Origin of the sequence: Streptomyces aurantiacus (genome assembly GCF_001418335.1) — a bacterium.
GTDB classification, from domain to species: domain Bacteria; phylum Actinomycetota; class Actinomycetes; order Streptomycetales; family Streptomycetaceae; genus Streptomyces; species Streptomyces aurantiacus.
Window position 1 is genome coordinate 55,368 of the sequence record NZ_LIPP01000099.1, and the last position, 19,119, is coordinate 74,486.

General features: G+C 69.9%; 20 protein-coding genes. 9 read left to right on the top strand and 11 right to left on the bottom strand.

The window, feature by feature from the left end:
* Nucleotides 1–18: 18 nt before the first annotated feature.
* From AOK01_RS14550 to AOK01_RS14565, 4 genes are read left to right on the top strand one after another with little or no spacing between them, the layout of a single operon-like run.
* Nucleotides 19–1,005 carry a carbohydrate ABC transporter permease gene (locus AOK01_RS14550; RefSeq protein WP_055511550.1) on the top strand — a complete coding sequence of 329 codons (987 nt, stop codon included), beginning with the start codon at nt 19–21 and terminating at the stop codon, nt 1,003–1,005.
* Nucleotides 1,002–1,865: a carbohydrate ABC transporter permease gene (locus AOK01_RS14555; protein WP_055511552.1), complete on the top strand. Its 864-nt coding sequence runs from the start codon at nt 1,002–1,004 to the stop codon at nt 1,863–1,865. The genes AOK01_RS14550 and AOK01_RS14555 overlap by 4 nt, the downstream gene beginning before the upstream one ends.
* Complete coding sequence (locus tag AOK01_RS14560; RefSeq protein ID WP_079103422.1) at nt 1,862–2,893, top strand: hydroxyacid dehydrogenase; 1,032 nt, start codon at nt 1,862–1,864, stop codon at nt 2,891–2,893. Before AOK01_RS14555 ends, AOK01_RS14560 begins: the two co-directional genes overlap by 4 nt.
* On the top strand, nt 2,890–4,842 hold the full coding sequence (locus AOK01_RS14565) for a DUF2264 domain-containing protein (RefSeq protein WP_055511554.1): 1,953 nt from the start codon (nt 2,890–2,892) through the stop codon (nt 4,840–4,842). Before AOK01_RS14560 ends, AOK01_RS14565 begins: the two co-directional genes overlap by 4 nt.
* Nucleotides 4,843–4,883: 41 nt before the next feature.
* Here the strand turns inward: AOK01_RS14565 and AOK01_RS14570 are convergent, their stop codons facing one another.
* The 3 genes from AOK01_RS14570 to AOK01_RS14580 all read right to left on the bottom strand — a co-directional run bounded on the left by AOK01_RS14570 (nt 4,884) and on the right by AOK01_RS14580 (nt 7,133).
* Nucleotides 4,884–5,804, bottom strand: coding sequence for an SDR family NAD(P)-dependent oxidoreductase (locus AOK01_RS14570; RefSeq protein ID WP_055511556.1), 921 nt, complete (start codon nt 5,802–5,804; stop codon nt 4,884–4,886).
* Nucleotides 5,805–5,859: 55 nt separating this feature from the next.
* Nucleotides 5,860–6,432 carry a TetR/AcrR family transcriptional regulator gene (locus tag AOK01_RS14575; RefSeq protein WP_055511558.1) on the bottom strand — a complete coding sequence of 191 codons (573 nt, stop codon included), beginning with the start codon at nt 6,430–6,432 and terminating at the stop codon, nt 5,860–5,862.
* A 374-nt stretch (nt 6,433–6,806) separates the two neighbouring features.
* Nucleotides 6,807–7,133 carry an ArsR/SmtB family transcription factor gene (locus AOK01_RS14580; protein ID WP_055511559.1) on the bottom strand — a complete coding sequence of 109 codons (327 nt, stop codon included), beginning with the start codon at nt 7,131–7,133 and terminating at the stop codon, nt 6,807–6,809.
* A 128-nt stretch (nt 7,134–7,261) separates the two neighbouring features.
* Here AOK01_RS14580 and AOK01_RS14585 point away from each other — a divergent pair, with 128 nt between their 5' ends.
* Nucleotides 7,262–7,546 (top strand): DUF1330 domain-containing protein, encoded by a 285-nt coding sequence (locus tag AOK01_RS14585; RefSeq protein ID WP_055511561.1) that lies wholly within the window; start codon nt 7,262–7,264, stop codon nt 7,544–7,546.
* A gap of 64 nt (nt 7,547–7,610) precedes the next feature.
* Here the strand turns inward: AOK01_RS14585 and AOK01_RS14590 are convergent, their stop codons facing one another.
* Nucleotides 7,611–8,732, bottom strand: a complete 1,122-nt coding sequence (locus tag AOK01_RS14590; RefSeq protein WP_055511563.1) for a zinc-binding alcohol dehydrogenase family protein — start codon at nt 8,730–8,732, stop codon at nt 7,611–7,613.
* Nucleotides 8,733–8,829: 97 nt separating this feature from the next.
* Between AOK01_RS14590 and AOK01_RS14595 the strand changes: the two genes are divergently transcribed.
* A complete protein-coding gene (locus AOK01_RS14595; RefSeq protein WP_055511565.1) occupies nt 8,830–9,414 on the top strand; it encodes a TetR/AcrR family transcriptional regulator in 585 nt (194 codons plus the stop codon).
* 107 nt (nt 9,415–9,521) lie between these two features.
* Here AOK01_RS14595 and AOK01_RS14600 read toward each other — a convergent pair whose 3' ends face one another.
* Complete coding sequence (locus AOK01_RS14600; protein WP_055511567.1) at nt 9,522–10,124, bottom strand: TetR/AcrR family transcriptional regulator; 603 nt, start codon at nt 10,122–10,124, stop codon at nt 9,522–9,524.
* A 92-nt stretch (nt 10,125–10,216) separates the two neighbouring features.
* On the opposite strand from AOK01_RS14600, the gene AOK01_RS14605 reads away from it, so the two are divergent.
* Complete coding sequence (locus AOK01_RS14605) at nt 10,217–10,777, top strand: TetR/AcrR family transcriptional regulator (protein ID WP_055511569.1); 561 nt, start codon at nt 10,217–10,219, stop codon at nt 10,775–10,777.
* Between the two features lie 42 nt (nt 10,778–10,819).
* Here AOK01_RS14605 and AOK01_RS14610 read toward each other — a convergent pair whose 3' ends face one another.
* The 5 genes from AOK01_RS14610 to AOK01_RS14630 all read right to left on the bottom strand — a co-directional run bounded on the left by AOK01_RS14610 (nt 10,820) and on the right by AOK01_RS14630 (nt 14,433).
* Nucleotides 10,820–11,212, bottom strand: coding sequence for an ester cyclase (locus tag AOK01_RS14610; RefSeq protein ID WP_055511571.1), 393 nt, complete (start codon nt 11,210–11,212; stop codon nt 10,820–10,822).
* 70 nt (nt 11,213–11,282) lie between these two features.
* Nucleotides 11,283–12,023: an SDR family NAD(P)-dependent oxidoreductase gene (locus AOK01_RS14615; protein ID WP_055511625.1), complete on the bottom strand. Its 741-nt coding sequence runs from the start codon at nt 12,021–12,023 to the stop codon at nt 11,283–11,285.
* A gap of 127 nt (nt 12,024–12,150) precedes the next feature.
* Nucleotides 12,151–13,122, bottom strand: a complete 972-nt coding sequence (locus AOK01_RS14620) for an alpha/beta fold hydrolase (protein WP_055511572.1) — start codon at nt 13,120–13,122, stop codon at nt 12,151–12,153.
* Nucleotides 13,122–13,355 (bottom strand): acyl carrier protein, encoded by a 234-nt coding sequence (locus AOK01_RS14625; protein WP_055511574.1) that lies wholly within the window; start codon nt 13,353–13,355, stop codon nt 13,122–13,124. The genes AOK01_RS14620 and AOK01_RS14625 overlap by 1 nt, the downstream gene beginning before the upstream one ends.
* A gap of 37 nt (nt 13,356–13,392) precedes the next feature.
* Complete coding sequence (locus tag AOK01_RS14630) at nt 13,393–14,433, bottom strand: beta-ketoacyl-ACP synthase III (protein WP_055511576.1); 1,041 nt, start codon at nt 14,431–14,433, stop codon at nt 13,393–13,395.
* A 181-nt stretch (nt 14,434–14,614) separates the two neighbouring features.
* Between AOK01_RS14630 and AOK01_RS14635 the strand changes: the two genes are divergently transcribed.
* Nucleotides 14,615–15,847: a hypothetical protein gene (locus tag AOK01_RS14635; RefSeq protein ID WP_055511578.1), complete on the top strand. Its 1,233-nt coding sequence runs from the start codon at nt 14,615–14,617 to the stop codon at nt 15,845–15,847.
* Between the two features lie 26 nt (nt 15,848–15,873).
* Here AOK01_RS14635 and AOK01_RS14640 read toward each other — a convergent pair whose 3' ends face one another.
* On the bottom strand, nt 15,874–16,620 hold the full coding sequence (locus AOK01_RS14640) for a TetR/AcrR family transcriptional regulator (protein ID WP_055511581.1): 747 nt from the start codon (nt 16,618–16,620) through the stop codon (nt 15,874–15,876).
* 240 nt (nt 16,621–16,860) lie between these two features.
* On the opposite strand from AOK01_RS14640, the gene AOK01_RS14645 reads away from it, so the two are divergent.
* Nucleotides 16,861–19,104, top strand: a complete 2,244-nt coding sequence (locus AOK01_RS14645) for an MMPL family transporter (RefSeq protein WP_055511583.1) — start codon at nt 16,861–16,863, stop codon at nt 19,102–19,104.
* Nucleotides 19,105–19,119: the final 15 nt, after the last annotated feature.

Here is a 19,119-nt window from a genome sequence, read left to right on the forward strand (position 1 = left end):
GAAGGCAGGTGACACCGCATGACCACCACCGCCAGGGCCCGGGTACCGGCCGACGCGTCCCGCACCGAAGGGCCGGCCCTCTCCGCCTCCGGTCTGCGCGCCCGCCGGGCCGCCGAACGCCGCCGATCCGGCGCCGTCATCGTCCTCATGGCGCCGTTCTTCGCCCTGCTCACCACCATCTTCCTGATCCCCGTCGGCACAGCCGTCTACCTCAGCTTCTTCAGCGACGACCAGCCCGGTCTCGGTTTCGGTGCCGAACGCACCGTCTTCGTCGGACTGCGCAGCTACGCGGCCGTCCTGACCGACCCCACGTTCCTCGGTGGGCTCGGCACGGTCGCGCTCTACTGCCTGATCTACCTTCCGCTCATGGTCGTCAGCGCGCTCGTCCTGGCGCTGCTGCTGGACTCCGGGGCGGTCCGGCTGCGGGCCTTCGCCCAACTGGGTCTCTTCCTCCCGCACGCCGTGCCCGGCATCATCGCCGCCCTGATCTGGCTGTACTTGTACACGCCCGGCATCAGTCCGGTGATCGACCTGTTCGCCCGCGCGGACATCACGATCGACTTCCTCGGCATCCACACCGTCGTCCCGTCCATCGTGAACATCGCCGTGTGGAGCAACCTCGGCTACAACATGGTGGTCTTCTACGCCGCTCTGCAGGCCGTACCCCGCGAGGTGATCGAGGCGTCCGTGGTCGACGGCGCGGGACCCGTGCGGACAGCGCTCCAGGTCAAGACACCCCTGGTGCGCGCCTCGATCGTCATGGTGGCGATCTTCACCCTGATCTGGGCGCTCCAGCTCTTCACCGAACCGATGCTGCTCAGCCAGTCCTCCCCCATGATCAGCTCCCGCTTCTCGCCGAGCATGTACATCTACGACGCCGCGTTCACCCGCAACAACTACGGCCTGGCGGCGGCCGCCTCGGTGGTCCTGCTCATGTGCACCATCGCCCTGTCCTACGGCGTCACCCGCTTCACCGGCCGCGCCGACGCCGAGGAGGCCCGATGAGCGCCACCGACAGCTCCCTGCTCCGCCCCCGTCTGATCGGCCGGGCGACGGTCAACGTGGTCGTCGCGGTCTCCGTCCTCTACACCCTGCTGCCCGTGCTGTGGCTGGTGCTGGCCGCCACCAAGGACCGGGACGCGCTGTTCAGCAGCGACCTGCTGTCCCTGAGCGACTTCTCACTCGTACGCAACCTCAAGGACCTGTTCGCCATGGACGGCGGGCTGTACGGCCGCTGGTACCTGAACAGCCTGCTGTACGCGGTGCTCGGCGCCGCCATCGGCGCGCTGCTGAGCGTCGCCTGCGGCTACGCCTTCGACAAGTACCGCTTCCGGCACAAGGAGAAGCTGTTCGGTCTGGTGCTCGCGGCGGTCATGGTGCCGCAGACGGTCCTCGCGCTGCCGCTGTACCTGATGGCCTCCGAGGCCGGCCTGGTCAATACCTTCTGGGCGGTGTTCATCCCCGTGCTGTTCAACCCCTTCGGTGTCTATCTCGGCCGCATCTTCAGCCGGGGCTACGTGCCCGACGAGGTGCTGGAGGCCGCGCGGGTGGACGGGGCGGGCGAACTGACCACATACGTCCGGGTGTCGCTGCGGATGCTCGGCCCCGGCCTGGTCACCGTCTTCCTCTTCCAGCTCACCGCGATCTGGAACAACTTCTTCCTGCCCATGGTGATGCTGTCCGACCAGGACCTGTATCCCGTCAGCCTCGGGCTGTACCAGTGGAACAGTTCGGCGTCCGTCTCGCCCGAGTACTACCCCGTGGTCATCATGGGGTCGTTGCTCGCCGTACTGCCCCTCATCCTCGCCTTCGTACTGCTCCAGCGGTTCTGGCGCAGTGGCCTGACCGCCGGAGCCGTCAAGTGACCCTGCACGCCCCCGGACCCGGCTTCCGGCCCCGTGCCGCCGTGGCCATGTCCCAGGACGCCGCCGCGGCCGTCCTCGACGACCAGGTGCTCGCCGCGTTCCGCGAGGTCTGCGACCTCGCCCCTCCCCCGGTGCTCGACGACCTGTCGACACCGCGGGCGAGGTCGCTGCTGGCCGACGTCGACCTGCTCGTCACCGGCTGGGGCTGCCCGGCGCTGGACGAGGAGGTACTGCGTGCGGCGCCGCGGCTGCGCGCCGTCGTACACACCGCGGGCAGCGTGCGCGGGCACGTCACGGACGCGTGCTGGGAGCGCGGCGTCGAGGTGTCCTCCGCCGCCGCGGCCAACGCCCTTCCCGTCGCCGAGTACACCCTCGCCATGATCCTGCTCACCGGCAAACACGTCCTGGAACGCGCCCGCGACTACCGGGTCTCTCGGGCCAGGGACAACTGGCTGCGCACCCCGCGCGACATCGGAAACCACGGCAGCACCGTCGGCATCCTGTCGGCGTCGCTGATCGGCCGCCGGGTCATCGAGCTGCTGCGCCCGCACGACATGGAGGTGCTGCTCCACGACCCGCACATCAGTGACGCGGACGCCACCCGACTCGGAGTCGAGCGCGTCGAGTTGCCGGAGCTGTTCGCGCGCTGCGACACCGTCAGCGTGCACACCCCGCTCCTTCCCACGACCCGGGGCCTGGTCGGCCGCCCCCTGATCGAAGCGATGCCCGCCGGTGCCACGCTCATCAACACCTCCCGCGGAGCCGTCGTCGACCAGCGGGCGCTCACCGACGCCGTTCTGGCGGGCCGGATCCGGGCCGTGCTGGACGTCACAGAGCCCGAGGCCCTGCCGGCGGACCATCCGCTGTGGGACTGCGAGAACGCGCTGATCACCCCGCACCTGGCGGGTTCCGAGGGCAACGAGTGGCGCCGCCTGGCCGATCTCGCGCTCGCCGAGACCGCCCGCTGGGCGTCCGGCACCGGTTTCCTCCACCCCGTACGACGCGAAAGGCTGGCGTTCCTGGCATGAGCACCCCCCTCGAAGCCCTCTCCCGACTCCCCTTCCGCCTCCCCTCCGAGGACCGTGCGTCGAGCCCGTACACCGGCTACACCCGGGCCCACTGGGAGGCCGTCGCGGACGGGCTCCTGGCAGCGGCATGGCGTTGGAGCACCCCGGGCCACGCCCTGCTGGACCTGCCGGGGCGGCCCTCGCGCTCGGGGGTGCGCTCCGACGGTCTTGAGGGGTTCGCCCGGACGTTCCTCGCGGCGGGCTTCCGGGTCGCGGGCGCGGGCGGCGACGATCCGCACAACTGGATGGAGCGGTACGCCCAGGGCCTGGCCTCGGGCACCCGTTCCCCGGGCCGCGACGACGCCGAGTCCTGGCCGCTGATCCTCGACCACGATGTCCAGGGCCAGCCCATGGTCGAGTCGGCGTCGATCGCGCTCGGGCTGCGCCTGACAGCGCCCTGGCTCTGGAAGGAACTCGACGCCGGTGTCCAGGACCGGGTGGAGGAATGGCTGCGCGGGTCACTGCGGCACGTGCCGGCACCGAACAACTGGTACCTCTTCCCGTACACGGTCGCCGGGTTCCTGGAGTCGGTGGGCCGCGGCGACGCCGAGACGGCAGCGGCGCGCCGGCGGGCGCTGGATCTGCTGGAGAGCTGGTACCGGGGCGGGGGCTGGTACGCCGACGGGGACGGACGTGCCTTCGACCACTACAACGGCTGGGCGCTGCACCTGTATCCGGTGCTCGACGCGCACCTCTCCAAGGACTCGGCGCTCCTCGCCCGGTACGGCGGCCGGCTGCGCGAGCACCTCGACGGCTTCGGGCTGATGTTCGGCGCGGACGGGGCGCCGCTGCACTTCGGCCGGTCGCTCGCGTACCGCTTCGCCGCCTCCGCGGCCGTGGGTCTCGGCGCGCTGACCGGGCACACGCCGCTGACGCCGGGCGCCTCGCGCCGGCTGGCCGGCGGCAGCCTGCGCCACTTCCTCGACCGCGGGGCGCTGACCGAGGACGGTCTGCTGAGCCTGGGTTGGTACGGCCCGCGCGAGGCCACCCTGCAGTCGTACTCAGGACCGGCCTCGCCCTACTGGGCGTCGAAGGCGTTCGTCGCGCTCCTCGCCCCCGCCGACCACCCGCTGTGGACAGCGACGGAGGAGCCCGCGCCGGTGGAGGAGGCCGACCGTGTGCTGGCCCTGCCCGCGCCCGGACTGCTCGTCCAGGCGACACGCGACGACGGGATCGTACGGCTGCACAACCACGGCAGTGACCATGTGCGCCCGCACGAGGCGGAGTCGGCAGCCGGGGACGACCCGCACTACGGCCGGCAGGCCTACTCGACGCGGACGGGCCCGACGGCGGCCGGGAACCTCGCGGACAACCACCTGTCGGTGGAGGTGAACGGCCGGCCCAGTGTGCGCCGCCGCGTCCACCCGCTCGGCGCGGGACACGGCGACGGCTGGGGCTGGGCGGCGTCGTGGCACCGGCCCGTCTTCGCCGGCGGTCCCCCGATGGTGCCGGGGCTGCGGGTGGAGAGCGTGACGGTGGCGCGGGGACCGTACGAACTGCGGGTGCACCGCGTGGTGGGGGCGCCTGCCGGGGCACGCCTCACCCACACCGGGTGGGCGACCGGTCCGCGGGAGCCCCTGGTCTCGGCGCTGCACGGCCTGTACGGCTGGAGCCCCGAGCCGGAGACGGTCCGCGCCCCGCAGGGCACCGCCTACGTACCGTGGGCCGAGATTCCCCGCCTCACCGGCGAGACGGCCGGCCCGGACAGCACGGACGGCACTTCCCTGCATGTGTGCCTGGCCGCCCTCACCGGCGAACCGGGCCCCGGCCCACTGCCGGAGGCCGTCACGCGGGTGCTGGCCGACGCCACGGGTGTGGAGGTGGTCTGGGCGGAGGACGGGGCGCACACGCGGGTCTCGTTCGACCCGGTCCGGGCGACAACGGTACGAGCCGGCCTCGGGCATTCATGAGGTGGTCTGTCCGAGCACATGGCTGCCTGTCACGGCACTGGCTAGCGGATCTCGCTGGGAGCGCGGGCGAGCAGGGCACGGGTCTCCGCGACGACTCGGTCGCTGAACGCGGCGTCACGCACCTGGGCAGAGCCCAGCATGGGCTTGCCGTTCTCGTCGTAGTACACCCCTGACTGCTGCGACTCGCTCGTCAGCACCCCGGCGAGCAGCCGTGCGGCACGCTTCGGAGTGCTCCAGTACTTGATGAGGGGCGCCAGCGGCGCGAGCACGTACTTCGCCAGGAGTTGGAGGGCGGCGTTCGCGTCGCGGCCGAGGCCGGTACCGGGGTTGAAACCGGGTTCGACCGCGATGAAACGGAGTCTTGGGGTTTCGCGGGCGAAGGCGAGGACGGTGGCGAGGTTGCCCTGTTTGGAGGTGGCGTAGGCGTCGAAGCCTCGCTTGGAGGACCCGCCGGGCTGCCATTCGCCGCGTGCGCCGGCTTCGGCGGAGATGTAGCGCCCGCCGCGGAAACCGGCGGTCACCGCGGGCTTGCGCTCCGGGTCCTCGACGCCCGAGCAGGTGAAGACGACGTTCGCACCGTCGGGCAGGTGCGGAATGAGCGCCTCCGTCAGGGTGAACGGTCCGAGGTGGTTGGTCGTGAAAGCGAGGTCCCATCCCTGTGCGGTGCGGTCGGCGCGGTTCGGCATGATGCCGGCGTTGTTGAGCAGGCCGGCGAGCGGAAGGCCGAGTGCGACGATCTGCGCGGCGGCGCGGCGCACGCCCGGGATGTCGGAGAAGTCACAGACGACCGATACCGCGTGACCCCCGGCCTGCGCGCTGATCTCGGCTTCCACCTCTTTGAGCTTGTCCGGGTCTCGGCCCACCAGCACGACAGTGCCGTGCCCGGCGAGCTCCAGCGCGGTACGACGGCCGATTCCGGACGTCGGCCCAGTGATGATCCATGCTTGGCCGGGGGTTGGCATGTCAATTCCTTCGCGGTGGTGTCTCGCTGTGGCGGGGTGAGGTGACGGTCGGGAGTCAGGCGCCGGCGACGACCCGCCAGATGGCGTCGAACGCGACGCGGATGAGGGTCTCGGCTTCGGCAGGTTCGCGGATCACCGTGTCGATCGTCGTTTCCGCGATGGCGTTGGTGAGCGTCAGGACGAAGCTGAGCGGCGCGTCCTGCATCGGACCTCCCGCGCGGCTTCGCTCCAGCAGGTCCGCGATGGCGCTGGATGCGGAGTACACCGCCTGGTGACTGTCGGCGGTGATGTCGTCCGACACCTGGAGCTGTGCGAGCGCGCGCCGCTTCTCCGGGCCGGCAGTCGCCCAGTGCAGCCACTGCGTCCACATCTGGAGCAGCTGCTCGCGAGGCTCACTTTCGGCGGGGATACCGGCGAGGGCCGTCGTCGCCATCTCGGTCTTCAGGGCGACGTAGAGCTCGTTCAGGAGCACCGCTTTCGTGTCGAAGTAGACGAAGAGCGAGCCATTGGAGACACCGGCCTCCTTCGCGATCACTGCTGTCGGTGCGCCGAGTCCCTGGGAGGCGATGGCGCGGGTCGCCGCCGACAGGATGGCGTTACGCCGATCCTCGTTCCGTGGTCTGGCCATGCCCTCACGATATAAGAGAGTGACTAGTCAGTCAATTTAGTCCGTCCGGCATCGCCCAGAACGGGCCAGGAGCGGTGATCCTGATCCGGTGGACAGGCGTGGGTCAGTGCTTCATCGCGTCGAGCTCCGCCAGCGCGTCCTGTGGCAGTGGGAGAGCAGTTCCGAGGACGTTCTCCCTCCTCTTTCATCAGTGGTGTTCGAGCCGGCCGAATGCGACGGATCAGGCGCCGGCCCAGCTCCTTGGTCCCCGCCTCTCGTCACGCGTTCAGGTGGTGGATGAGGTCGGGCAGGTCAGCCGCACGGCGCGGAGCCCGCCCAGGACGCGGGCCGTCGGGCCCAGGCGTGCAGGGAAAAGCCCGCTTCTGCGAGAGCGGTTACGCGGCGGTGCCGCGTTCTTCCTCCTCGACCGCGGCCAGGACGCAGTCCAGGAGGCCCGGGAAGCGGAAGTCGAGGTCCTCCCGGCGCAGTGTGTGCAGGATGATGCGACCCTCGCGCCGGGCCCACAGGATGCCGCTCTCCCTCAGTACCTGCCAGTGGCGGCTCGCCGTGGACGCGGAGACTTCCGGCAGCACCGTCGAGCAGGTCAACTCCTCGCCGCCGGCCAGCCGCTTGACGATCCGGAGGCGGATCGGATTGGCGAGCGCGTCAAGGACGGACTGGATGAGCAGATCCTCACGCGCGGGATGAGTCAAGGACTTCATGACGACCGATTGTACGTTACATCGTGAACAGACAGATCAGTTGTCCGGGCGCCCGCACCTGCCTCGATTGCCACCCACCGATCCCCATGGTTCCATAGTTCGCGAGTTCGCGAACTATGGAGGTTTTGATGAGTGCGTACATGATCATCAGCGTGTCCCCTCGGAACCAGGAGAAGATGACGGAGTACGAGACCAGGACTCTCGCGGTCGTGGAGAAGTTCGGAGGCCGACCCGTCGCCCGGGACACCAGCCCCGAGGTGTTCGAGACCGAGCACCGCCCGGCCATCGGCGTCATTCTCGAATTCCCCGACAAGCAGGCCGTGTTGGACTTCTACCACTCAGAGGAGTACCGGCCGCTGAAGGAGTTCCGGCACACCTTCGCCACGGCGAGCGCCCTGGTCGTCGAAGCCTGAGGCGTAGTGGATCGACCGCCGCGAGGGATCGCGGCGTTGACGGCACCCTGGGCCGGGCCGGTCGCTACGGGAGGGTGACGACGACTTTCGCGGCCGAGACGCCCTTGCGCTGGATGTCCAGGGCGTGCTGGATGTCGTGGAGGCCGTGCCCGACGACGGTGGGCTTCGGCAGCGCGAGGTAGCGGCCCTCGGCCAGGGCATCGGGCAGGAAGTCGCGGTAGATCAGCGTGCTGACCTCGTTCGCCTTCAACGTCGTGCCGAAGATGTACTTGGTGCGCACACCGCGCCGCCGCGCGGCGACCTGCAGCGCGATGTTGGAGGAGATCAGCCGCGCGATCAGCCTCGGCGTGGCGAACCGGCCGCGGTCGGGCTCGCCGAGGTGGGCGAAGGAGACCGGCGGAGTGGCGAGCGACACGAACCGGGTGCCCTGGCACGCGCCCGCGATCCGGATGCAGGAGGCGGCGGAGGTGGTGCCGAAGGCGATCGCGCCGGCGAGCGTGCGGCCCTTGAGCGCCGCGACGATGTCGGTGACGGCATCGGGGCTGTTGTAGTCGAACACCTCCGTGGCGCCGAGTTCCTTGACGTAGTCGACGTTGCGCGGCGAGGCGGTGGTGATGACGTCGTAGCCGGCCGCCACCGCCAGCTGGATCGCGTTGCCGCCCACGCTCGTCGAACCGCCCCACACCAGCAGGGTCTGCCCGGTCGGCTCGGCCCTCGCCGACGGGTGCGCCAGCCCCAGCTGGTCGGTCTGGAACAGGCCGCAGGCCGCGGTCGAGACGGCGAGCGGGAGCACGGCGGCGTCCTCGAACGCCAGGGCGTCCGGGACCGGGGCGGCCATATGCTCAAGGACGAGCGTGTAGAGCTGGAACCCGCCCTCTGCCGCGGTGTTGGAGTCCTTGTCGGTACCGACCGCGTGGCCGAGCACCCGGTCGCCGACCCGGAACCGGGTGACCGCCGAGCCGACCTCCACCACCTCGCCCGCGACGTCGGAGCCGAGCACTGTCGGGTACTTCAGCCAGCGATAGGCGAGCCGGCCGGCGACCTGGATGATCCACTCCAGCGGATTGATCGCCACGGCGTGGTTGCGGACGACGATCTGGTCCGCGGCGGGCGGGGTGTAGGGCGCGGGGCCCACTTCGAGCGGGGCGTTTCCGGCTTTGATCCAGGCTGCGGCGTTGGACGGCATGAGACGGTCTCCTCCGGAACAGTGATTGCATCAGGTGCAATGACTTGAGCATGGCACGCGATGACACCAAGTGCAATCCGGCCGGTATGATGGGCCCGTGGCACGTTGGGAACCGGACGCACAGGCGAGGCTGCAGCAGGCGGCGATGGCGCTGTTCACCGAAGGCGGGTACGCCGAGGTGACGATCGCCCAGATCGCGGACCGCGCCGGCCTCACCAAACGCACTTTCTTCAACCACTTCACCGACAAGCGGGAAGTCCTGTTCGCCGGCGCGAAGGCCTTCGAAGAAAGCGTCGTCAAGCACCTGGCTGAGGCTCACGACGGCCTGGATCCCATCGACGCGGCCGTCGTCGCCCTCACCCGCGCCGGTCTCGCACTCGCGGGCTACGGGGAATTCGCGCGCGCCCGTCAGGAACTCATCGCGTCCTCGACCGAGTTGCAAGAACGCGATCTGATCAAAATGACATCGCTGGCTTCGGCCATGGCCGAAGCACTGTGCCGCATCGGGGTCCCACCCAGAACCGCCACCTTCACCGCACAGGCAGCGGTGACCGTGTTCACCACCGCCTACGCCGACTGGATCACCGATCCCGGAGCGGACCTCGACGCCCTGATGCAACGATCACTCGCCGACCTGCGCCGAGCCGTCGGCCACCCCCCTGGCCACAGCGACCGGAACTGACTGACGGCGTCCGGCCCGCGAGCGCCGCCGGGCCCGCGGCCAAGGCGATGACCACCGGCACGCGGAGCGGCCGGGAAAGCGGACCCCTTCCGCGACGGTGGCGCCGGTCAGGCTCGTTCCAGGGCCCGGCGCCAGTGGCCGGTGACGTGCGTCCGTAGCCGTTCCGTGTCGACGCTGCGAGGGTCGACGAGCCGTTGCATGCCGATTCCGCGGAGCTGCGCGACGATGGCGATCGCGGTCTCGTGCGGGGCGACGTCGGGGCGGATCGTGCCGTCAACGATTCCGGCGGTGAGATCCTCGTGCAGGCCCGCGTGGAACGCTTTGTTCCGCTCATGGAATATGGGGGCCAGTTCCGTTGCCGTCGCGGCCTCGGTCCACAGCTTGAGGAAGACCCTGTTCAGCGCGCCCATACGGCCGAGCTCTCCGACGTATCCGTCGATCAGCCGCAGGAGACGGTCCAGTCCCGGCGGCAGGCCGTCAAGTCCGGGCACGAATCCGGTCTGTGCCACGCGGGCCAGGCGTTCGACGAGTGCCTGCTTGGAACCGAAGTAGTGGGTGATGAGGCCCCGGCTGTAACCAGCTCGTTCTCCCACCCGCGCCAGCGTCAGCGCGTGCACTCCCAGCTCGTCGACCAGCTCGACGGCCGCGTTGAGCAGCGCGGCCTCGGCCTCTTCGCGGCGCTGCTTCTGAGTGCGGTGAGCGGTGGTCATGGGACAGACCTTAACAAGATATTTGTCATCCGGCCAACAAGTAGATAAGAATGGCGGCGTCGACGACGGCAGACCGGAACGGAAGGCATCGGATGACGCGACCCACTCGACGTGCGCCGCGGTCGGACGCCCAGGAGAACCGCGCACGCATCATCGAGACCGCGCACGCGGCCTTCACCGACGATCCCTCGGGGAGCCTCCAGTCGATCGCCAAGGCGGCCGGGGTCGGCCAGGGAACGATGTACCGCCACTTCCCCACCCGCGAGGCGCTGCTTCTGGCCGTCTACCGGGAGGAGTTGGAGGCGCTCATCGCCGCCGCCCCGCGCCTGCTGCACGAGCACGAACCCCTGGAAGCGCTCCGCCTCTGGTTCGAGCATCTCGCCGTGCACGGTCGGGGCACCCACGGAGCGTCCCTGGCCGTGGCCGCCGCCACCTGTGTGGGCCGGCCCCACCCGCCCTTCGTCGCCGCGTTGGAGCTGCTGCTCAGGGCGGGCAAGGAGGCGCGCCAGGTGCGCCCGGACGCTGAAGCGGACGACGTCCTGCTCCTGGGATCCTCCCTCTGGAGGACCGACGGTGGAACCGCGTACCAGGAACGCAGCCGACGCATGCTCACCGTCATCATCGACGGCTTGCGCGCCGACGCCCGCCGCTGACGGCCACAGCTCTCCGATGTCCGACGCGCCGCCGAAGGCAGGTCAGACGGCCAGCTGTCGTTCCACCGCCTGGGTGTCGATCAGATAGTTCATCTCGTAGAAGCGCCCGTCACGAACCTTGTGGAAGGCGTACTCCGCATACTCGATCGTGGCGCCGGTGGGGAGCACACCGAACCACTCCTTCGCGGGCGTGCCCCTGTTGAACAGACGGGCCGCGACTCGATCACCGTCGACAGCGAGGTCCTTGACCCGCCAGGTGAAGTCCGGGACCGCGTCGGTGTGGCCCTCCATGGCCGCGATGATGTCCTTTCGCGTGACCGGGTCGCCGTTCATGACGAGTTCGTCGTGGACGAACTCGGTCATGCGGTGGAATGCATGAGCGTTGAGCGCGTCGATGTAGCGCTGGAAGAAGTCGCGCAGTTCGGCCTCAGACATGCTTACCCCTCTGTGCCCCGGATCGGGGCAGCGTGTTTCGTATGGTTTCAAAGGGTTTCGATCGGTCCGGTCAGATCTGGTTCATTCCGCCGTCGACGTAGAGGTTCGCGCCGTAGACGAAGCTGCTGTCCGACGAGGCGAGGAAGGTCACGGCGGCGGCGATCTCGTCCGGGTCGGCGACCCGCTTGGAGGGCAGGCCGGCCGCGACGGTGTCCATCATCTCCCTGGCGCGATCACCGAAAGCCGTGTCCCACATCGGGGTGTTCACCGGGCCCGGCGAGATCGCGTTGACCCGGACACCCCGGCTGCCGAGCTCGTCGGCCCAGGCGCGGGCGTAGGCCCGCACGGCCGCCTTCGACGCCCCGTACGCGCTCATGCCCGCCGCGCCTCCCTCGGCGGCGGTGGAGGCGACGAGGATCACCGAGGCGCCCTCGTTGAGCAGCGGGAGGGCCTTCTGCACGGTGAGGAAGGTGCCCTTGACGTTGGTGTCGAAGATCGCGTCATGGATGTCCTCGGTGAGCTCGTCCAACGTCGCGAGGGGGTTGATGCCCGCGTTGGCGAACAGCACGTCCAGGCCCTGCCCGTGCTCCCGCACACGCTCGTACAGGCGGTCCACGTCGGCCGCGACACCGACGTCACCGGCCACCGCGGTGGCGTTGCCGATGGCGGCGACGGCCTTCTCCAGCTCGGTCTCGCGCCGGCCGGTGATGAACACGTGCGCACCCTCGGCCGCGAGTCGTTTCGCGGTCGCCAGACCGATCCCGGCGTTGCCGCCGGTGACGACTGCGGTCTTGCCCTCGAACTGCCCCATGACCATGGCCTCCACTCATTTAAGTACCGATCGATACCGAACGAGACTGTAACACCTTCGGAACCGATCAGTACAGAAAAGGGGTGCGCCGGATCGCACGGAGACACGGAGACACGGCAGAAGGCGCCTACCCGCGGCGCCAAAAGTGTTCCGGTGCGGTCGTGTAGTGCAGGCCGTCGAGCGGTTGGTCGGTGAGGAAGCGCAGGACCAGGTCGGCGTACTCGGCTTCCCGTTCGAGGTGCACCATGTGGTCGGCGTCGCGGACCAGGAGGAAGGTCGAACCGGCGATGGCGGCTGCCACGGCACGGTTCTCGTCCGGTGTGCTGACGTCGTCGTGCTCACCGGTGAACACCAGCGCGCGTACCGCGTCGATCCTGTCGAACGGGAGCGGGTCCGTGCCGAGCAGGCGCTGGTGGCAGACGGCGTGGCGGCGGGCCTCGGCCGGGGTGATGCGGGCGAACTGCCGGTGCAGCATCCTTGCCACGGCGAGGGCCTGGGAGACCTGGTCCTGGCGGCCGGTGTTCAGCAGCGTGGCGGCGGCGCGGGACGCGACCTCCTGCCTACCGGAGTCCGACAGCGCCCCGTCGACGCCGTCCGCGAGTGCGGCGCGGGTACGCCACACCTGCTCGCAGTCGGACACCAGGCGCGGGTTCATCCGGTGTGTGGCACCGGCCAGGACGAGCCGCGCGACCCGCTCCGGCCGGCTCAGGGCGGCACGGTAGGCGATCGGCGCGCCGTACGAGGCGCCCAGGACATTGACCCGCTCGAACCCGAGTCGGTCGGTGACGAGCAGGGCGGCCTCCGCGAGCGCGTCGAAGCCGTGGTCGGCGGGCAGGTCGTCGGCTGTCCCGATGCCGGGCAGGTCGACGAAGACCAGAGGCATGTGCGCGCCGAGTCTGCGCTCCAGCCGGGGCCAGGCGTACATGTCCTGCAAGGCGCCGCCGAGCAGCAGCAGGGGTTCCGTGGCCGCGGGCCGGTCCGAGGTGATGACGCGGCAGGTGTAGCGCAGGCCGCGCCATTCCAGACGTACGAGCTCCTCCCTGGTCTGCTCGGGCGCGCTCCACTCGGGCGGGCTCCACACGGCGCTGTCGGTCGGCATCACACGTTCCCGGTGACTCGGCTCGCGATGAGGTCGGCCAGGGCGTTGACGGTGGGGGCGCGCGAGAGTTCGTCCTCGGTGAGGAACAGGCCCATGCGGTCCTCCAGTTGCATGGACAGCACAGTCACGGCCATCGAGTCGATACCGGCGGCGGCCAGGGTCGCGTCCGCGGTGATGGGCGCTGGGGGCAGTCCCGCCTGCGCCGTGAGAATGCCTTTGAGTTCTTCCAGCACGTGCTTCGTTTCCTTACGTTCCTGGGCGGGTGGATCTCTACAGCTCCGCGGTGACGCCCGGGGGCCACACCAGGGTGGTGGCGGCCCAGGCGAGCCCGCTGCCGAAAGCGACAACGAGCACGCGGTGCCCGGGTTTCAGCCGGCCCTCGTCCGCGGCGTGGGCCAGCAGCAGCGGGACGGAGGCAGCCGCGGTGTTGCCCACCCGGGCGATGTTGGAGGGCGTGCGCTCGGCCGGGATGCCGAGCGCGTCGGCGACGGAGGCACCGATGCGCCCGTTGGCCTGGTGGACGATCAGGCGGTCGACCTCGTCGAGGGTCCAGCCCGCGGCCCGCACCGCGTCCCGGGCGGCCTGGCTCATGCGCCGCACCGCGTGCCGGAAGACCTCGTTTCCGCGCATGTGAACGAAGAAGTCACCCGCTGGCGCGGTGTCCCGCCGGTCGCGCGCACGGGCTCCGCCGGCCGGGATGACGATGGCGTCGGCGAGTGAGCCGTCACTTCCCCAGGCGAAGGGGCCGAGGCAACCGTCCTGCCCCCTGAGTCCGGCCTCCAGGACCACGGCTCCCGCGCCGTCGCCGAAGAGCGGTGCGGTGGCGCGGTCGTCGGAGTCGATGATGGCCGACATCGTCTCCGCGCCCACGACCAGGACTCTGCGGGCGCTGCCCGCGCTGATGAGCCCGGCGGCGACGGCGGACGCGTGCACGAACCCCGCGCATCCCGCGGTGACGTCGAAGGCGACCGCGTCTTGCAGTCCGAGCCGGTGGGCGACCGCAGGCGCGGTGGCCGGGCAGTGGTGGTCCGGCGTGGTCGTGGCCAGGACCAGGGCGTCGACGTCCGTCACGCCCGCCGATCGCATCGCCCGCCGCGCGGCCTCCAGCGCCAGATCCCCCGTGGACACCGCCGCGTCCGCGCGGCGACGCTCCTGAATGCCGATTCTCTCCCGGATCCACTCGTCGCTGCTGTCCAGCCGAGAGCACAGCTCGTCGTTGGTCACGCGCCGGGGAGGAAGATGGGAGCCCACACCCGTCACCACGGCGGCCGGCCCCGGCACTTCACGGGGTCCCGCACTCGAAACGTTCATTCACCAAGCGTACTTGAGTGAAGCCGGAGAGTTACCTGCGTCTCCCTGCCGCCCCCGGGAGACCGCCGACGGGACCGGGTTCACACCGACGTCCAAGGGCGATCAAAACATCATGAACGACCTCATATAGGCTGCACGCGCTGCCCTTTGCAGCCTTGTCCTTCCTCAGGAGAGTCTCCCAGTGACTGTAGTGACCGCGCAGCCCGAACCGGCCGTCCCGCCCGTCGACCAGGTGCCCGGACAGGCGACGTCAGAAGCCGAGGAGTTCTGGGTCGAGCCCGCGGCATCCGCCGACGAGGCCCCGACGGCCGCCGCGCAGAACGAAGTTACGACGGACGAGGCGGAGCAGGATGGTGATGCGCCCCGCGCCGAGCCGCGGACCGAACAGGCCGAACAGGCCGAGGACGATGCGATCCTGGACGACGTGCACGCCGATGTCGCGCGGGACGCACAGGACTTCGGGGCGTATGTGCGGGCCGGCGGCTGGGCGTTCGCGCTGAAGGTGGCGCGCAGCGTGCGGCCCGGCGGGGAGACGGCGGGGGAAACGCCGAAGATCTCCGCGAAGGGCTTCGCCGAGCTGGCCGGGTGCTCCCCCGAGCGGGTCATGCGCTATTACAAGGCGTGGGACAAGGCGGCCGACGACGGGCTCGTCCCGTACTTCGAGGCGCTGGCCCCGGGCCAGGACGTGGAACTGCCGGACTCCGACGTATGGCACACGTACTACCTCTCCCGTTCAAGCGCCGCCTCCGAGCGCGGCACGGCGATCGCCGCGGCGGCCGAGGCGGAGGGCATCCGGCCGACGAAGGCCCTGGAGGTCGCCGAGAACCCCACCGCGCTGCGGGCCGCGATCCTCGCCGACCCCTCCACGGCGCAGGCGGCGCGGGCGGCGCTCCTCGACCGGCTCCAGGAGGACCCGGCGCTGCAGACGGAACTGGCCCGTGACATCGCCCGTACCGACGACCTGAAGAAGGCGGTCGCCGCCGAGACCCAGGCGGCGGGCCGCATCGGCTACGTCCGCCAGATCGTGGAGAACGGCCAGGTCAAAACGCCTGCCGGGCAGACCATCGACGCCCCCGCCGAACTCCGCGCCGAGGCCGAGCGTCACCTCTCCCTCATCGACGAACTGGACGAGGGCGAGGACACCAGCGAGTGGGCCTTGGACGCGTACGACTCCATGAAGGACATCGTCGCCCAGACCATCCAGGCCGACCCCGAACTCCGACGCCAGGAACGCCGCACGAAGTTCTACAGCAGCCTGCAGAAGGCGACCAAGGTCTTCGAGGAGCTGACCTTCGACGACGTCGACGACCTCGACACGATCTACGAGGACGACATGCTGCAGCGTCTGCAGGAACTCCAGGAGGCCATCACCACCTGCATCACCGCCCTGCGGAAGGCGGCACCGGGCGAGTGAGCGCGGGTCCGCTGCTCTAGGGGCCCCTAGGGCCCTTCTGGCCCGGCGGCGGGGATCCGGCGGTGGATGTCCTCGACCAGGTTCCGCATCGCCATGCGGAAGATCTCGGCCTGGTGGTCACCGATGAAAGCGGTGTGCCCGAACACCTCCAGGACCACGAGGCCGTGCATGTGCCCCCACGCGCTCACGAAGAGCGCGGTCGCGGGAGACGGCAGCTCCTGATGCCCGGTGGGTGGCAACTGGTCCAGACGCGCCCTGAACTCGGGTGAGAGGCCAGGAGTGTGGGCCGCGGCCAGTTGTTCCGGGGTGAACCCGCCGAACATCTCGCGCTCGAAGATCGCGGCCATTTCGCGCATCGCCCGAGTGGTCGGCCCGTCGGCGGGTGCCGCGTAGTGCCGCAGCGGGGTTCCGTACAGGAGTTGGAACCGTTCAGGGTTGGCGAGGGCCCAGCTGCGGTATCCCTCGGTTCCGGTCACCACGCGCTCGGCGGGCGAACCGTCCGACGCCGCTTCGACGGCGATCCGTACGGCTTCGGTCAGGTCCTCGTACGCCTTGGCGATGAGCGCCGTGACGAGGTCGTCCCGGCTCGGGAAGTAGTGGTAGAGCGCCTGCACGGTCATCCCCAGGCTCCGGGCGACCGCGCGCAGGGACAGGGCGGCGGGACCGTCTTCGGCGATCTGGCGCTCGGCGGCGCCCAGGATCTCGTGCGTGGCCGCCGTCCGACGCCGCTGGCGCAGGGAGGGCGGGGCAGGTGCGTGCTCGTCTACCGGCATGGAACGACCGTACGACGGCAACTCTCCCCGCACAGCAAGATGTTGAACACTGTTAGAAAAACATAACACTGCCAAATCTCCGGCTGCCTCACTAACGTCGGCATGGCGACGACATGCGTGCCACTGCGCGCATCGGCTCCTGCCGGGACGAACGACGCCCGCAGGCTACCGCGTTGGCTTTCCTTCTCAGCGTCGGCCGCTCGACGTCGTTTCTACATGAGGATTCAAAGGAGATTGTTCGTGTTTGAACGCATAGCCGAACTGGCGATTCGTCGCTCCCGGCTCATACTCGTCGTCGCCGTCGTGGCCGTGGCCCTCATGGGTGCCGCGGGCGCCGGCGCGTTCGGCAAGCTGCTGGGGGGTGGCTACGACGACCCGGCCTCCCAGTCCAGCCGTGCCGAGGAGGTCATCGACGAGAAGTTCGGCGGCGAGACGAACCTGGTCCTTCTGGTTCGCACCTCCGAAGGCCGTGTCGACGCCCCGGCGGCCGACAGGAGCGGCCGGGCCCTGGTGGCCGACCTGAAGAAGGACCAGAACCTTGAGAACGTGATCTCGTACTGGGACACGGACAGCCCCAGCCTCCGCTCCGAGGACGGCCGCCAGGCCATGGTGCTCGCCCATGTGAAGGGCGAGGGTACGGAGCGGGACGAGCACGCCAAGAGCGTCATCGACGCGTACGCCGGATCGTACGAGGACACGCTCACGATCAAGGCCGGTGGCGGTGCCGCCGTGACCAGCGAGATGGGCAAGCAGTCGGAGGAAGACCTCGTTCTGGCCGAGGCCATCGCCGTACCGCTCACCCTGATCCTTCTCCTGGTCGTCTTCGGCAGCCTCGTCTCGGCCCTGCTGCCGCTGGTGATCGGGATCATCGCCATCATGGGCACCTTCGCGGAGCTCTACTTCCTCGGCAGCGTCACCGACGTCTCCGTCTTCGCGATCAACCTCACCACCGCGCTGGGCCTCGGCCTGGGCATCGACTACGCGCTGTTGATGGTCAGCAGGTTCAGGGAACAGCTCGCGGCGGGGGCGAGCGTGGACGACGCCGTCCGGCAGACCATGAGCACCGCCGGCCGTACGATCGCGTTCTCCGCCGCGACCGTGGCCGCCGCGCTCGGGGCGCTCATGGTGTTCCCGCAGTACTTCCTCCGCTCGTTCGGTTACGCCGGGGTCGGTGTCGTCGCCATCGCGGCCGTCAGCACCCTGTTCGTGATGCCGGCCCTGTTCGTCGTCCTCGGACACCGCGTCAACAGCGGGCGGATGCCGTGGGTCAAGACCAACCGGGCCGGCACCCGGGCTCCGATGTGGGGACGCCTCGCCCGTACCGTCATGCGGCGCCCCGCCCTCACCGCGCTGCCCGTACTCGCGGTACTGCTGCTGGCGGCCGGTCCCCTGCTGGGCATCACCTTCGGCACACCGGACGAGCGCGTGCTGCCCGAGGACGCCAACAGCCGCCAGGTCTCCGCGGTACTGCAGGCCGACTTCGCCGGCAACGACGACGCGGCCCTGCACGTCGTCCTCGACAGGTCCGTGGCCAAGGACCCGCTGCAGTCGTACGCGGTCACCCTGTCCGAGCTCGACGACGTCGTCCGCGTCGAGGCCAGCACGGGAACGTACGCCGACGGGAAGTCCACGCCGCCCGGCCCCGCCAACGCCGCCCTGGGCCGCCCCGACGCGCAGCAGCTCAACGTGGTGAGCACCCTGACACCGAAGTCGGACGAGGCGCAGAGCCTGGTCGACGAGGTACGGAACATCGCCGCGCCCGCAGGGGCCCACTCCCTGGTGGGCGGAACCGACGCCGTACTGGTCGACTCCAAGGACTCCATCGCCGGCCGGCTCCCGCTCGCGGTGGCGCTGGTCGCCGTCACCACGTTCATCCTGCTGTTCCTGTTCACCGGCAGCGTCGTGCAGCCGGTGCGTGCGCTGGCCCTCAACCTGGTCAGCCTGGGAGCGACCCTCGGTGTCATGACCTGGATCTTCCAGGACGGCCATCTCTCCTCGCTGCTCGGCTTCACCGCGCAGCCGATGGACGTATCGATGACCGTGCTGATGTTCTGCATCGCCTTCGGTCTCTCGATGGACTACGAGGTGTTCGTCACCAGCCGCATCAAGGAACTCCACGAGGCGGGCGAGGACAACGAGTCCGCCGTGGCCAACGGCCTCGGGCACACCGGGCGCATCGTCAGCGCGGCGGCCTGTCTGCTGGCGGTGAGCTTCTTCGCCTTCGGCACGGCCAAGCTCAGCTTCATGCAGATGTTCGGCCTGGGCAGTGGACTGGCCATCCTCATCGACGCGGTCGCCGTACGCGGAGTCCTCGTACCCGCGGCGATGCGTCTGCTGGGCCGCTCGGCCTGGTACGCGCCGCCCTTCCTGCGCACGTTCCACGCGCGCTACGGCCTCAGCGAGAGCGGCCCCCAGGCCGTGGCCACGCCGGAGCCCACGCCCGCGGACGAGTCGTTGTACGTGAAGAACTCGACGGAGGTCTGACCAGGCCTCCCTGTC